The following is a 13,911-nucleotide window of genomic DNA, read 5'->3' as shown; positions in this document are numbered from 1 at the left end:
ACGCCTAGGCGTCGGCCCGCAGCAGATCGGCGCACTTCTCGCCGATCATCATCGTCGTGATGCACGGGTTGACCGTGACGAGGTCCGGCATCACGGAGCCGTCGGCGACGCGCAGGCCCTCGGTCCCCTTCACGCGCAGCCGCGCGTCGAGCGGCGCCGAGGAGTCGTCGTCCGCGCCCATCTTCACCGTGCACGCCGGGTGGTAGACGGTGTTGTGGGTCTTGTGGATGTAGTCGAGCAGTTCGTCATCGGTACGCACATCCGGCCCGGGAGCCAGCTCGGCGCCCGCCCAGCCGCTCAGCGCGGGCTGCTCCGCGATGCGCCGCGCCAGCTTCAGCCCGAACGTCATCACGCGTGCGTCGTGCTCGTGCGTGAAGTACCGCGGGTCGACCAGCGGCTTGTCCCGGTAGTCGCGGGTACGCAGCCGCACGGTGCCGCGTGACTTCGCGCGCGTCACGTTGGGCGTGAGGCAGAAGGCGTTCTCCGACGTCGGATAGCCGTACCGCGCGGTGTTCATGTCGAAGGGCACGGAGCCGTAGTGGAACATCAGGTCGGGCCGGTCGAGGCCGGGCTCGGTGTCGTAGAAGATGCCGGCCTCCCACCACTGGGTGGACGTGGTGGTCATCGGCTGCTTCGCCTCCCACATGATCACGCCCTCGGGGTGGTCCTGGAGGTTCTCGCCGACCCCGGGGGAGTCCACGAGCACATCCACACCCATCTCGCGCAGATGACCGGCCGGGCCTATCCCGGACAGCATCAGGAGCTTGGGCGAGTCGATGGAGCCGCAGGAGAGGATCACTTCGCGGCGGGCCCGCACCGTCCTGGTGTGGATGAGATCGGGGTCGAGATACTCGGCGCCCACGCAGCGCCGGCCCTCGAAGACCAGCCGCTTGGCCCGTACCCCGGTCCGCACCGTCAGATTGGGCCGCTTGCCCATGACCGGGTGCAGATAGGCGACCGAGGACGACTGGCGGATGTTGTTCTCGTCGGAGTTGATCTGGAACCAGTTGGCGCCGCGCACCACCGTGCGGCCCGAGTTGAACGCCGTGGTCGGGATGCCCGCCTCGGCGCAGGCCGCGAGCAGCGCGCTGCCGCACGGGTCCGCGCCCTTGAGGGTGCGCAGCTTCACCGGGCCGGAGCGGCCGTGATGGTCCCCGGGGGCATCGTTGTTCTCCAGGCGCTTGTACAGCGGGAACACATCCGCGGCGCTCCACCCCGTGCAGCCCGCCGCCGCCCAGTCGTCCAGGTCCTCGGCCGGCGCCCAGAAGGCGATGCACGAGTTGTGGGACGAGCAGCCGCCGAGGACCTTGGCGCGCGCGTGCCGCATGAAGCTGTTGCCGCTGGCCTGGGGCTCGACCGGGTAGTCCCAGTCGTATCCGGAATCCAACAGGGCCATCCAGCGGTCCAGTTGGAGGACGTTGTCGTCCCCGACGTCGCTCGGCCCCGCCTCCAGGACACACACGGTGACGGACGGGTCCTCGGACAGGCGCGCCGCGACGACGTTTCCGGCGGTGCCTCCGCCGACGACGACGTAGTCGAAGACATCAGAGTTCACGGGCTGGTTCACGGGGTGGTGACCTCCTCCAGGGCAACGGAATCATCGGACGGGGCAGGCTGGGCCGCGTGCTCGGCGAGGACACCGGTGCGGTGCCGCTGGACGAACCAGTAGTAGGCGAAACCGCCGCCCGCGATCACCCCGATGAACAGGACGGCGCCCCAGCGCAGGTACCAGTGGTAGGGGGCGGCGGCGTTGTACACGGCCGCGCGCGGCCAGATCAGGTTGAGCGTCATGGCGCCGCCCCACAGCACGGCGATGATGTTGACGGGCAGTCCCCAGCGGCCGAGGGAGAACTTCCCCTCGCCCGCCGGCTGCCACTTGCCGCGCAGGCGGGCCACCAGCATCGGCCCGGTGACCAGCAAGTACGCGAGGTAGATCATGATGATGCCGATGCTGGTGACCACGGTGAAGATCTGCGGCTGGCGGATGTTGACGACCAGGATCGCGAGCGCCAGGACGCCGATGACGACGGCCGGGACGACCGGTGTCCTGAAGCGCGGGCTGACCCGGCCGAGGACCGACGACGCCGGCAGGTTGTTGTCGCGCGACATCGCGAAGGCGAGGCGGATCGCCGCCGTGTGCACGGCGAGCGCGCACACCGTGACCGCGATCAGGACGCACCACAGCATCGCCTTTCCGGCCGTCGGGCCGAGTACGTCGAGGACGACGTACTGCAGGCCGTCGGTCGACAGCCTCTTGCCGGTCAGGCTCGACACGCTCATCAGGGCGAGCAGCAGGATCAGCCCGCCGAGGACGAACGAGGCGACGATCGCGCGGATGATGGCGCGTGGCGCGCCCCGCGTCGGGTCGAGGGACTCCTCGCCGAGCGAGGCCGCGGTGTCGAAGCCGTACATGACGTACGCGGAGGCCAGCGAAGCGACGAGGAACGCGCTCAGGTAGCCGAAGGGCTGGCCGTGGCCCGCCCCCGCCGTGTGCGTCACGACCTGCGGGCCGCGCACGATGTGCACCGCGAACAGCACGATCAGTACGACGGTCGCGATCAGTTCGAGGAAGACGCCGGCCGTGTTGATGGTCGCCATCAGCTTCACGCCGAAGGCGTTGACGAGCGTGGTGAAGAGGATCAGTACGGCGGCCAGGGCGACGGCGTTGGTCGCGACGTCGTACGGGCCGGTGCCGTCCCCGATGAACTGGAAGGACGACGAGATCTGCGGCAGCGTCAGCTGGTAGGCGAGCGCGACGGCCGCGATCGACACGACCGAGGCGAGCAGCATCATCCACCCGGCGAGCCAGCCGATGTGCGGATTGCCCACCTTCTTCGCCCAGTTGTAGACCGAACCCGCGACGGGGTAGCGGGCGGCCAGTTCGGCGAAGCACAGGGCGACCATGAACTGGCCGCCGAACACGATCGGCCAGGACCACCAGTAGGCGGGGCCGCCGTTCGCGTATCCGAAGTAGAAGAGCTGGAAGGTGCCGGTGAGGATGGAGATGTAGCTGATGCCCGCGGCGAAGGTGTGGAAGTTGCCCAGCGTGCGCTTGAGTTCGGGCCGGTAGCCGAACTCGGCGAGCTCGGCGTCGTCCCCGCTCCGGCTCTCCTGTGTGCTGTCTTCCTTGCTCATGACGGGTCACCGTCCTCGGGACACTCCGGCGGCGCGCCGAACCAGCCCTGCGCGACGGGCCGCGTGTTGCGCCAGATGTGCTTGGTCTCGCGGTACTCGGCGAGCCCCGAGGGGCCCAGTTCGCGCCCGGTGCCCGACTGCTTGTAGCCGCCCCATTCCGCCTGGGGGACGTACGGGTGGTAGTCGTTGATCCAGACCGTGCCGAGGCGCAGACCGGCCGCGACCCGCGCGGCCTTCCCCTCGTCGCTGGTCCAGACGGCGCCCGCGAGCCCGTAGATGGAGTCGTTCGCGAGCCGCACCGCCTCCTCCTCGTCGGTGAACCGCTCGACGGTCAGGACCGGCCCGAAGGACTCGTCCTGCACGACGGACATGCCGCTCGTGCAGGCGTCGAGGACGGTCGGCAGGTAGTAGAAGCCCTGCTCGTACGCGGCCGAACTCGGCCGTGCGCCGCCGCAGCGCAGCACCGCCCCCTCCTCGACGCCCCGTGCGACATACGCCTCGACCTTGGCGCGGTGCGCGGCCGAGATCAGCGGCCCCGTCTGCGCGTCCTCGTCGAACGGGCCGCCCAGCCTGATGAGTTCGGCGCGCCGCACGACCTCGTCGACGAAGCGGTCGTGCAGCGAGTCCTCCACGAGGAGCCGCGTGCCGGCCGAACACACCTGTCCCGAGTGCAGGAACACCGCGGTGAGCGCCATGTCGACGGCCGCGCCGAAGTCGGCGTCCGCGAACACGATGTTCGGGTTCTTGCCGCCGAGTTCGAGGGCGACCTTCTTGACGGAGCCCGCGGCGGCGGCCATGAGCAGCCGTCCCGTGTGCAGCCCGCCCGTGAACGACACGAGGTCCACGTCCGGATGGTCGCCGAGTGGTGCGCCCGCCTCCGGTCCCGCGCCGAGGACCAGGTTGGCGACGCCCGCGGGCAGCCCCGCCTCGTCGAGCAGCCGCATCAGATGGATCGCCGTGTGCGGGGTGAGCTCGCTCGGTTTCAGCACGAAGGTGTTGCCGGCGGCGAGCGCCGGGGCGACCTTCCACGCGGTCTGCAGGAGGGGGTAGTTCCACGGGGTGATCAGGGCGCACACCCCGACCGGCTCGTACACGACGCGGCTCTCGGCGCCCTCCGTCCCCGTCTCCACGACGCGTCCGGTGTCGGCGGCCGCGAGCCGGCCGAAGTAGCGGAAGCAGTTCGCGATGTCGTCGATGTCGTACGCGCTCTCGACCAGTCGCTTCCCGGTGTCCAGGGACTCGGCGCGGGCCAGTGCGTCCTTGTCGCGTGCGAGCAGGTCCGCGACGCGCAGGAGGAGGTCGCCGTGCTCGGCCGCCGTCATCCGGGGCCACGGGCCTTCGTCGAAGGCGTGGCGGGCCGCGGCGATCGCGTCGGTGGTGTCCTTGGCCCCTGCCTCGTCGACCACGGCGACGAGCGAGCCGTCCGCGGGGCAGCGGATCTCTCGGGTCCGCTCGTCCCGGGCGGTGGTCCACACTCCGCCGATGAACAGGTCAGGCATGGGCACCGCCCAGCTTCGAGGTCAGCCATTCATGGAAGATCCCGATGTGGTGCTCGGTCGGGACGAGCACGCCGCCGCGCCGGTAGGCACGGGAGCCCATCGCCGGCTGGGTCCGCTCGCAGGCCTCGAAGTCCTGGGCGTTGACCCGGTGGAACAGCTCGACGGACTTGGAGACATCGGCGCCCGACGCGACGACCTCGGGCGCGTAGAGCCAGTCGCACTCGACGACCGTACGGTCCTCGGCCAGCGGGAACATCCGGTGCAGGATCACATGGTCGGGGACGAGGTTGACGAAGACGGTCGGTTTCACAGTGATCGCGTAGTAGCGGCGGTCCTGGTCGTCGGCGACCTCGGGCAGCCGGCCGAAGCCCTCGCTGCCGTCGACGGTGAAGCCCTTCACGCCGTCCCCGAACTCGGCGCCGTGGCCCACGTAGTACTGGGCGGCGTAGCCGTCCGCGAACTCCGGCAGGACGTCGGTCAGTTCGGGGTGGATCGTCGCGCAGTGGTAGCACTCCATGAAGTTCTCGACGATCAGCTTCCAGTTGGCCTTCACGTCGTACGTGATGCGCTTGCCGAGGGCGAGATCCTGGGTGTGGTAGCGCTCGATCGACGCTGTGTCGCCGAGCCGTTCGACGGCCGCGCCGACCACCGTCTCCTCGAAGGAGGGTGGCTCGTCCGCCAGGCAGACCCAGGCGTAGCCGAGCCACTCCCGCAGGGCGACCTTGACCAGGCCGTACTCGGTGCGGTCGACGTCCGGCATCTGCACCAGGTTCGGCGCGGCGATGAGCTTGCCGTCGAGGTCGTACGTCCACGCGTGGTACGGGCACTGGAGGTTGCGGCGGACCTGCCCCGACTCCTCGGTGCACAGGCGGGCGCCGCGGTGGCGGCAGACGTTGAGGAAGGCCCGCAGTTCGCCGGTGCGGGACCGGGTGATCAGGACGTTCTCGCGGCCGACCTGGACCGTGCGGAACGCGCCCGGCTTGTCGAGGTCGGCGGACCGCACGGCGCAGAACCACATCGACTCGAAGACGCGTTCCTGCTCCTGCCGGAAGATCTCCGGATCGGTGTAGTAGTGCCCGGGCAGCGTGGCCATCAGGCTGGGGGCAAGGGGGGTCGTCGTCACGTGCGTACTCCTCAGGCGGGCGCGGCGGCGAGGCGGCTGGGGTCGAAGAGGTCGATGGGGTGCGCGGTGGTGCCGGTGAGCGCGAGGTCGGCGACGATCTCGCCGACGACGGGCACGAACTTGAAGCCGTGGCCGGAGAACCCTGCGGCCACGGTGACGGACTCGGGGTGGGCGGGGTGCGGGGCGATCACGAAGTGCTCGTCGGGTGTGTTGGAGTACATGCAGGTGGCGGCCTTGAGGAAGGTCCCGGGCAGGCTGGGGATCTGGCCCGCCAGGTGCTCCGCCATGGCCGTGACCTCGTGGTCGTGGACCGTGCGGTCGATGGTCTCCGGGGTGCACTCGACGCCCTTGCGGAAGAAGGCGACCTTGGCGCCGAGTTCGGGGCCGTCGATGGCCGGGAAGCCGTAGACCTGGACGCCGGCCGCGTCCTCCCAGATGTAGACGGGGTGGTTCTCCGGGAGGAACGGGGCGGCTCCCGCGGTCGGCCGGAACCAGTACATGACCTGCCGTTCGATCGAGAACGGCACCCCGAGACCGGTCAGCAACCCCGGCGCCCATGCCCCCGGGCAGATCACCAACCGGCCCGCCGTGTAGGTGTTCTCGGCCGTGTGGACGCGCACCCCGTCCTTGTACGGCTCCCAGCGCGTCACCGGCTCCTCGAAGTGGAGGTCGGCCTCCTGACGGGTGGCGAGCTGGAGGTGGGCGGCGACGGTGTTCTCGGGGCGGACCAGACCGGCCCGCTCCTCGTACAGAGCCACCTCGTCGTCCTTCGGGGTGAGCGTCGGGAAGCGGCGGCGGATCTCGCGGGCGTCGAGCATCTCGTGCGGCAGGTCCCACTGCAGGGCGGACAGCAGGGAGCCGGAGACGGTGCGTGAGTCGGCGCGGCCGAGCATGACGCCGCCGCACAGGGTGGCGACCTCGCGCCCGGTGGCCCGCTCCAGGTCCGCGTAGAGCTCGTACGAGCGCAGCAGCAGCGGTACGTACGCCGGGTCCTCGAAGTAGGACTGCCGGATGATGCGCGAACCGCCGTGGCTGGAGCCGCGGTTGTGGACCGGGCCGAACTTCTCCAGGCCGAGCACGCGCGCGCCGCGGGCGGACAGATGGTGGGCGGCGGCGCTGCCCATGCCGCCGAGGCCGATCACGATCACGTCGTAGGTGGGTGACATGTCCGAACCTCCGTGCTGTCAGCGGCGGATGCGGGTCATCTTCGGGTCGAACAAGGGCTCGTCGGCGACGGTCGCGGGGATCTTCTCGCCGAAGTACTCGATGTGGACGCCGGTACCGGCGGGGAGCGACGGCAGCCACGCGTAGGCGACACAGCGGCCCAGCGTGTAGCCGTACGACGCGCTCGTGACGTAACCGGCCGGGACCCCTTCGACGTGAACGGGCTCCTTGCCGAGGACGACGGCCGCGGGGTCGTCCAGGAGGAGCGGCGTGAGCCTGCGGGCCGGTTGTTCGCCCTTCCGCTCCAGTGCGGCCCTGCCGAGGAAGTCACCGCGGTCCATGCGGACGGCGAATCCGACGCCCGCCTCGTACGGGTCGTGCTCCTCGGTCATGTCGTGGCCCCAGGAGCGGTAACCCTTCTCCAGGCGCAGGCTGTTGAAGGCCGAGCGCCCGGCCGCGATCACACCGTGCTCCCGCCCCGCCTCCCACAGCGTGTCCCACAGGCGCAGCCCCAGGTCGGCGGTGGTGTACAGCTCCCAGCCCAGTTCACCGACGTACGACAGGCGCATCGCGGTGACGGGCACGTGGCCCAGGTAGGTCTGCTTGGCGCGGAAGTAGCCGAAGCCCTCGTGCGAGAAGTCGTCGCGGGTCAGCGGCTGGACGAGGTCGCGGGCCAGCGGGCCCCAGACGCCGATGCAGCAGGTCCCGGAGGTGATGTCCCGGATCTGTACGTCACCGGGCGCGTGGCGCGTGAGCCAGTCCAGGTCGGCGGGGGAGTTCGCGCCGATCTGGAACCGGTCCCGCGCGAGACGGGCGACGGTGAGGTCGGACCGGATGCCTCCCGCCTCGTTCAGAAGGAGCGTGTACGTGACCGCGCCCGGCTTCTTTGCGAGATTGTTCGACGTCATGCGCTGGAGGAAGCCGAGGGCGCCCGGACCCGTGACCTCCAGGCGGCGCAGCGGTGTCATGTCGTAGAGGGCGACCCGCTCGCGGGTGGCCTTCGCCTCGGCGGCCGCGACGGGCGACCAGTAGCGGGCCGACCAGGCGTCGCGCTCGGGCAGGTCACCGGTGGGCAGGTCCGCGTTCGCCTCGTACCAGTGCGGACGCTCCCAGCCGCCGCCCTCCAGGAAGTACGCGCCGAGCTGCTCCTGGCGGGCGTGGAAAGGGCTCACCCGCAGCGGGCGCGGCTGCTCCGCCGGCTGGAGCGGGTGCAGGACGTCGTAGACCTCGACGAACTGCTGCGCCCCGCGGTCGTGCACGTAGGCGGGGGAGCGCTGGGCGTCCTCGAAGCGGGTGAGGTCGCACTCGTGCACGTCGACGGAGGGCCGCCCGTCGACCATCCACTCGGCGACCGCCTTGGCGACGCCCGCCGAATGTGTCACCCACACCGCCTCGGCCAGCCAGAATCCGCGCAGCGCACGGGTCTCGCCGAGGACCGGCATCCCGTCGGGCGTGAAGGAGAAGACGCCGTTGAAGCCCTCCTCGATCTCCGTCCCACGCAGCGCCGGGATCAGCCACCGGCAGTCCTTCCAGCTGGGCGCCCAGTCCTCCTCGGTGAAAGGCAGCGACGACGGCATGTCCAGCTCACTCGCCCGCGCCTCGTCGTAGTCGAGGACCTTGAACGGATCGACGGGCAGCGGCTTGTGGGCGTAACTGCCGATGCCGATGCGGTCGGTGTGCTCACGGAAGTACAGATCACGGTCCTGGAAGCGGAGGATCGGCTTCGACGCTTCCGTGCGGGGGTCGTTGGCTCCTTCGAGCTCCGCCATGGGCCCGGTCTTCGCGTATTGGTGCGCGAGGGGCAGGAGCGGGACGTCCACGCCCGCCATGCGGCCGATCACCGGGCCCCAGAATCCGGCGGCCGAGACGACGTGATCGGCGGGGAAGGCGCCGCGGTCGGTGACCACGGCCGTGACCCGGCCGTCCTCCTGCTCGATGCCGGTGACCGTGTGCCGGTCCAGGAACGTGGCGCCGCGCTCGCGGGCGCGTTCCATCTGGGCGCGGGAGGCGAGCAGCGCGCGGGCCAGGCCGTCGTCGGGGGTGTGGAAGCCGCCGAGTACGGCCGACTCGTCGATCAGGGGCCACAGTTCTTTGCAGCGCGCGGCGCTGACGAGTTCGCCGCGCACGCCCCAGGAGGCGGCGTAGCCGGCCTTGCGGTGCAGGTCGGCCCAGCGCTCGGGGGTGGTCGCCAGCTCCAGGCCGCCCACCGGGTTGAAGCAGGAAAGTCCGTCCACCTCAAGGGTGTTGAACTTCTCCACCGTGTACCGGGCGAACTCCGTGAGGGTCTTGGACGGACCCGTCTGGAAGACGAGTCCCGGCGCGTGCGAGGTGGAGCCGCCGGGAGCCGGCAGCGGGCCCTGTTCGAGAACGGTGACGTCGGTCCAGCCGCGGGCCGTGAGCTCGTCGGCGAGGGAGCAGCCGACGATTCCGGCGCCGATGACGACGACGCGAGGGCTGGACGTTCCGGGCTTTTCAGGCGTGCTGGACATGCCCCTCCTCATGCTGGTGGGGGTGAAATGGCCTTATACGGCAGGTGTGTTGGCGCGCTCGGCGGCGATGGTCGTGTCCTGGCCGTGGCCGGTGTGGACAACCGTGCCGCCCGGCAGGGTGAGGAGCCGGCCGCGGATGGACGCCGCGATGGTCGGGGCGTCGGAGTACGAGCGACCGGTGGCGCCCGGGCCGCCGTGGAAGAGGGTGTCGCCGGTGAACACGGCGTCGAGGAACGGCACGTAGAGGCTGCAACTGCCCCAGGAGTGACCGGGGGTGTGCAGGACCTGGACGTCGACCCCGGCGACGGTCAGGAGCATCCCGTCGGTGAGTTCCGCGTCGGGCTTGCGGTCCGGGTGCACCGCCTCCCACAGCTCGTGCTCGGCGGGATGCAGGAGAACGGGGGCGCCGGTCGCCTCGGCGAGATCGGCCGCTGCGCCGATGTGGTCGTCGTGCCCGTGGGTGCAGACGATCGCGGTGACGCGGCGCCCGGCGACGGCGGCAGTGATCGACCCCGCGTCGTGCGCCGCGTCGACGATCAGGACCTCCTCGTCGTCGCCGATCAGCCAGACGTTGTTGTCGACGTCGAACGTCTCGCCGTCCAGGCTGAACGTGCCGGAGGTGACGACGCGTTCGGCGCGGGCCGCAGGGCTCACAGGACCACCACCGAGCGCAGCACCTCGCCGCGGTGCATCTTCGCGAACGCCTCCTCCACCTGCTCGAGGGCGATCGTCTCGGTCACGAAGCCGTTCAGGTCGAGCAGCCCGTAGAGGTACTGGTCGATGAGGACCGGGAAGTCACGGCTCGGCAGGCAGTCCCCGTACCAGGAGGACTTGAGGGCGCCACCGCGCGAGAACAGGTCGATGAGCGGAATGTCCAGCGTCATGTCCGGCTCGGGGACGCCGACCTGCACCAGCACGCCCGCGTGGTCGCGCATGTAGAACGCCTGCTTGTACGTCTCGGGGCGGCCGACCGCGTCGATGGCGATGTCGACACCGAACCCGTCGGTGAGCGCGCGCACCGCCTCGATCGCGTCCGTACCGCGGGAGTTGACCGTGTGCGTGGCGCCGAACTTCTCGGCCTGGTCGAGCTTCTTGTCGTCGATGTCGACGGCGATGACGCGGCGCGCGCCGTTGAGACAGGCGCCCGCGATGGCCGCGTTGCCGACGCCGCCGCAGCCGATCACGGCGACGGTGTCGCCGCGCTGGACGTTGCCCGTGTTCACGGCCGCGCCGTAGCCGGCCATCACGCCGCAGCCGATCAGGCCCGCGGCCTCGGGGCGCGCCGCGGGGTCGACCTTGATCGCCTGTCCCGCCGCGACCAGGGTCTTCTCGGCGAACGCGCCGATGCCGAGCGCGGGGCTCAGCGGCGTTCCGTCGAGCAGCGTCATGGGCTGCGCCGCGTTGCGCGAGTCGAAGCAGTACCAGGGGCGGCCGCGGCGGCAGGAACGGCAGTTGCCGCAGGGGGCGCGCCAGGCGAGCACCACGTAGTCGCCGGGGATGAGGTCGGTGACCCCCTCGCCGACGGACTCGACGGTGCCGGCCGCTTCATGGCCGAGCAGGAACGGGAAGTCGTCGTTGATGGCGCCCTCCCGGTAGTGCAGATCCGTGTGGCAGACCCCGCACGCCTGCACCCTGACCAGAACCTCGCCCGGGCCGGGATCGGGCACGACGATCGTCTGCACCTCGACGGGTGCGCCCTTCTTCACAGCGACGACGGCGCGGACCTCATGTGGCACGACCAAACTCCTCTGCTGTTGCGCAGTGCACGCTCAGTTGCGCGATGAGGAACATCTTGGAAACGCCATCAAGGCCCCGTCAAGGGGTGGGAGTTAATGCTTGGCAAAACGATCGGCCGCACCGAAACCTCGTCGACACACGCAGAACGCGGGGCCAGGTTTCCCTGACCCCGCGTTCAGTAACCGTGCTGCGGAACGTCCTGCTAGAAACCGAATCCCATCCGGCGCGACAGTTCGGTCGAAGCCGCGACGGTGCGTTTGGCCAGCTCGGGGAGGTGTTCCTCGGTCAGCCGGTACACGGGACCCGACGCGCTGATCGCGCCGATGACCTTTCCGTCGTGGGCGAACACGGGTGCCGCGACCGCGGCGAGCCCGACCTCCAGCTCCTCCACGGCGACGGCGTACCCCTGGTCGAGCACGGCCTCCAGCTCGGCCCGCAGCGACGCCGACCCGGTCGCCGTGTGCGGGGTGAAGCGCGCCAGCGGGCGGGCGAGCAGGCCCTCGCGCAGCGCGGACGGAAGATGGGCGAGCAGCACCTTGCCGCTCGATGTGGCGTGCAAGGGGGTGCGTCTGCCCAGCCAGTTCTGCGCCGTGACGGAGGCGGAGCCGCGCGCCTGCATGATGTTGACGGCGACATCGTCGTCGAGGATCGCGATGTTGACCGTCTCGCCCAGTTCGTCGGCCAGTTCACGGCAGACGGGCACGCCCTCCTGGGAGATGTCCAGGCGCACTGCCGCCGCCCCCGCGAGGTGCAGTACCCCCGCCCCCAGGTAGTACTTGCCGCGGTCCTTGGCCTGCCCGACCAGGCCCCGGTTCTCCAGCACTCCGAGCAGCCGGAAGGCGGTGGACTTGTGTACGTCCAGCTCGTCGGCGATCTCGGTGACGCCCGCCTCGCCGTGCCGGGCGAGGATCTCGAGGACGCTCACCGCGCGGTCCACGGACTGGACGGAGGCGGCCGCGCCCTTCGGGGTCTTCTCCGGTGTCGTCGTGCCTGGGTCGGCCTGCGATTCCTTGCGGGTCATCACTCAACTCTCACCACCTTGCGACCCCTTGGCGGGTCGCATCTTCGAGAAGCCCTTGACGCGGCGGGCACCTCGACCGGATTCTGTTGCGCATAGCGCTCCCTCGTGCGCCATGCGGAACGCCATGTTACCGAACAGTCCTGAGTCAGACAGCCCTGGACCAAGAGGGGGGCCCGTGATACCCGTCTGCCGCCTTGAAGACCTCCCCGAGGGCGGATCCGTCCGCATCGACACAGCACCGCCCATCGCCGTCTTCCATGCTGACGGTGAGCTGTACGCCATCGACGACACCTGCACCCACCAGGACGCCTCTCTGTCGGAGGGCTGGCTGGAGGGCTGTCTGGTCGAATGCCCGCTCCACGAGGCTTCATTCGATCTCCGCACCGGGCGGCCGACCTGCCTGCCCGCCCGTCGCCCTGTCCGCACCCACCGCGTGACCGTCGAGGACGGCGTGGTCCACGTCCATCCTGCCGCCGAGGAAGGTACCGCCGCATGAGCAATGTCAACGGAATGAGGACGGGATCCGGCATGAGGACCGTGACCGTGGTGGGCGCCTCGCTCGCCGGACTGTACGCCGCCCGTGAGCTGCGGGCCCAGGGCTTCGACGGGCGGCTCGTCATCGTGGGCGAGGAGTCGCACCGCCCGTACGACCGCCCGCCGCTGTCCAAGGACTTCCTCCTCGGGAAGGCCGGCGAGGACCAGCTCGCCCTGTCCGATGTCGACGAGACGCTGGAACTGGGCGCCGAGTGGATGTTCGGCGTGCGGGCCCGCGGGCTCGACGCGCGCGGCCGCACCGTCCTCCTGGAGGGCGGCCGAACGGTGTCCACGGACGGGGTCGTCATCGCCACCGGGGCGAGCGCCCGACGGCTGCCCGGCCCCGCCCTCACCGGCGTGCACACGCTCAGGACCCTCGACGACGCGCGCTCCCTGCGTGCCGAACTGCTGCGCGGACCACGGCGCGTGGTCGTGATCGGCGGCGGGTTCATCGGTGCCGAGACGGCGTCATCGTGCGCAGCGCTCGGCCACTCCGTCACCGTCGTGGAGGCGGCCCCGCTGCCGCTCCTGCCCCAACTCGGGCCGGAGATGGCCGCGGTGTGCGCGGGGCTCCACGCACGCGGCGGGGTGGAACTGGTCACGGGCGTCGGGGTCGCAGCACTGCGCGGCGACAGCGCGGTCCACGGTGTGGAGCTGGCCGACGGGCGCGTGCTGCCCGCCGACGTGGTCGTCGTCGGCATCGGGGCCGTCCCCAACACGGGCTGGCTCGCCGGTTCGACGCTCGCGCTGCACGACGGCGTGCTCTGCGACGACGGCTGCGTCACGGCGCTGCCCCAGGTCGTGGCCGTGGGCGACGTGGCCCGCGTGGGCGGGGCGCGGGCCGAGCACTGGACGAGCGCCACGGCCCAGCCGCGGGTCGCCGTACGCAATCTGCTGGCGGGGCACGCCGTCGAGACCGTGCGGCCCATGCCGTACTTCTGGTCGGACCAGTACGGCTCGCGTATCCAGTTCGCCGGGCGCAGGAAGGACGGGGACCAGGTCCGCGTCGTAGAAGGCGCCGTGGAGGACGGCAGTTTCCTCGCACTCTACGAGCGCGCGGGCGTCACCACGGCCGCGCTCGCGGTGGACCGGCCGCGACCGTTCACCCGCGTACGCCGGGAGTTGGCGCGCGGCGAGGCGCGACCGGTCGTGCGGAGCGTCGCGGAGCCGGTGGCGCTGTGACGGTGGCCCTCGCCCCGGGTGCGCGCA

Annotated in this window: 11 protein-coding genes; 2 read left to right on the top strand and 9 right to left on the bottom strand. The window is 70.7% G+C overall.

Annotated features, from left to right (window positions below; translation table 11 throughout):
- Positions 1–4: 4 nt before the first annotated feature.
- From LGI35_RS10180 to LGI35_RS10140, 9 genes are all read right to left on the bottom strand, one after another.
- On the bottom strand, positions 5–1,555 hold the full coding sequence (locus tag LGI35_RS10180; RefSeq protein ID WP_227300262.1) for a GMC family oxidoreductase: 1,551 nt from the start codon (positions 1,553–1,555) through the stop codon (positions 5–7).
- A gap of 8 nt (positions 1,556–1,563) precedes the next feature.
- Positions 1,564–3,135, bottom strand: a complete 1,572-nt coding sequence (locus tag LGI35_RS10175; RefSeq protein WP_227293572.1) for an APC family permease — start codon at positions 3,133–3,135, stop codon at positions 1,564–1,566.
- Entirely contained in the window at positions 3,132–4,634 is a 1,503-nt protein-coding gene (locus tag LGI35_RS10170) for an aldehyde dehydrogenase family protein (protein WP_227293571.1), read from the bottom strand. Before LGI35_RS10170 ends, LGI35_RS10175 begins: the two co-directional genes overlap by 4 nt.
- A complete protein-coding gene (locus tag LGI35_RS10165) occupies positions 4,627–5,727 on the bottom strand; it encodes an aromatic ring-hydroxylating oxygenase subunit alpha (RefSeq protein ID WP_227300261.1) in 1,101 nt (366 codons plus the stop codon). The genes LGI35_RS10170 and LGI35_RS10165 overlap by 8 nt, the downstream gene beginning before the upstream one ends.
- Positions 5,728–5,768: 41 nt before the next feature.
- Complete coding sequence (gene solA / locus LGI35_RS10160) at positions 5,769–6,923, bottom strand: N-methyl-L-tryptophan oxidase (protein ID WP_227293570.1); 1,155 nt, start codon at positions 6,921–6,923, stop codon at positions 5,769–5,771.
- A gap of 18 nt (positions 6,924–6,941) precedes the next feature.
- A complete protein-coding gene (locus LGI35_RS10155; RefSeq protein WP_227293569.1) occupies positions 6,942–9,410 on the bottom strand; it encodes a GcvT family protein in 2,469 nt (822 codons plus the stop codon).
- A 33-nt stretch (positions 9,411–9,443) separates the two neighbouring features.
- Positions 9,444–10,064: an MBL fold metallo-hydrolase gene (locus LGI35_RS10150; RefSeq protein WP_227293568.1), complete on the bottom strand. Its 621-nt coding sequence runs from the start codon at positions 10,062–10,064 to the stop codon at positions 9,444–9,446.
- Positions 10,061–11,146, bottom strand: coding sequence for an S-(hydroxymethyl)mycothiol dehydrogenase (locus LGI35_RS10145; RefSeq protein ID WP_227293567.1), 1,086 nt, complete (start codon positions 11,144–11,146; stop codon positions 10,061–10,063). The genes LGI35_RS10150 and LGI35_RS10145 overlap by 4 nt, the downstream gene beginning before the upstream one ends.
- 203 nt (positions 11,147–11,349) lie before the next feature.
- A complete protein-coding gene (locus LGI35_RS10140; RefSeq protein ID WP_227293566.1) occupies positions 11,350–12,168 on the bottom strand; it encodes an IclR family transcriptional regulator in 819 nt (272 codons plus the stop codon).
- A 175-nt stretch (positions 12,169–12,343) separates the two neighbouring features.
- Between LGI35_RS10140 and LGI35_RS10135 the strand changes: the two genes are divergently transcribed.
- Both LGI35_RS10135 and LGI35_RS10130 read left to right on the top strand, forming a co-directional pair.
- Positions 12,344–12,664, top strand: a complete 321-nt coding sequence (locus LGI35_RS10135) for a bifunctional 3-phenylpropionate/cinnamic acid dioxygenase ferredoxin subunit (protein ID WP_227293565.1) — start codon at positions 12,344–12,346, stop codon at positions 12,662–12,664.
- Positions 12,665–12,696: 32 nt separating this feature from the next.
- The gene (locus LGI35_RS10130; RefSeq protein ID WP_227293564.1) at positions 12,697–13,884 is read left to right on the top strand and encodes an NAD(P)/FAD-dependent oxidoreductase; all 1,188 of its coding nucleotides are present in this window, start codon (positions 12,697–12,699) and stop codon (positions 13,882–13,884) included.
- Positions 13,885–13,911: the final 27 nt, after the last annotated feature.

This window comes from Streptomyces longhuiensis (assembly GCF_020616555.1).
Taxonomy (GTDB): domain Bacteria; phylum Actinomycetota; class Actinomycetes; order Streptomycetales; family Streptomycetaceae; genus Streptomyces; species Streptomyces longhuiensis.
This window is presented reverse-complemented; position numbering and strand designations above follow the sequence as displayed.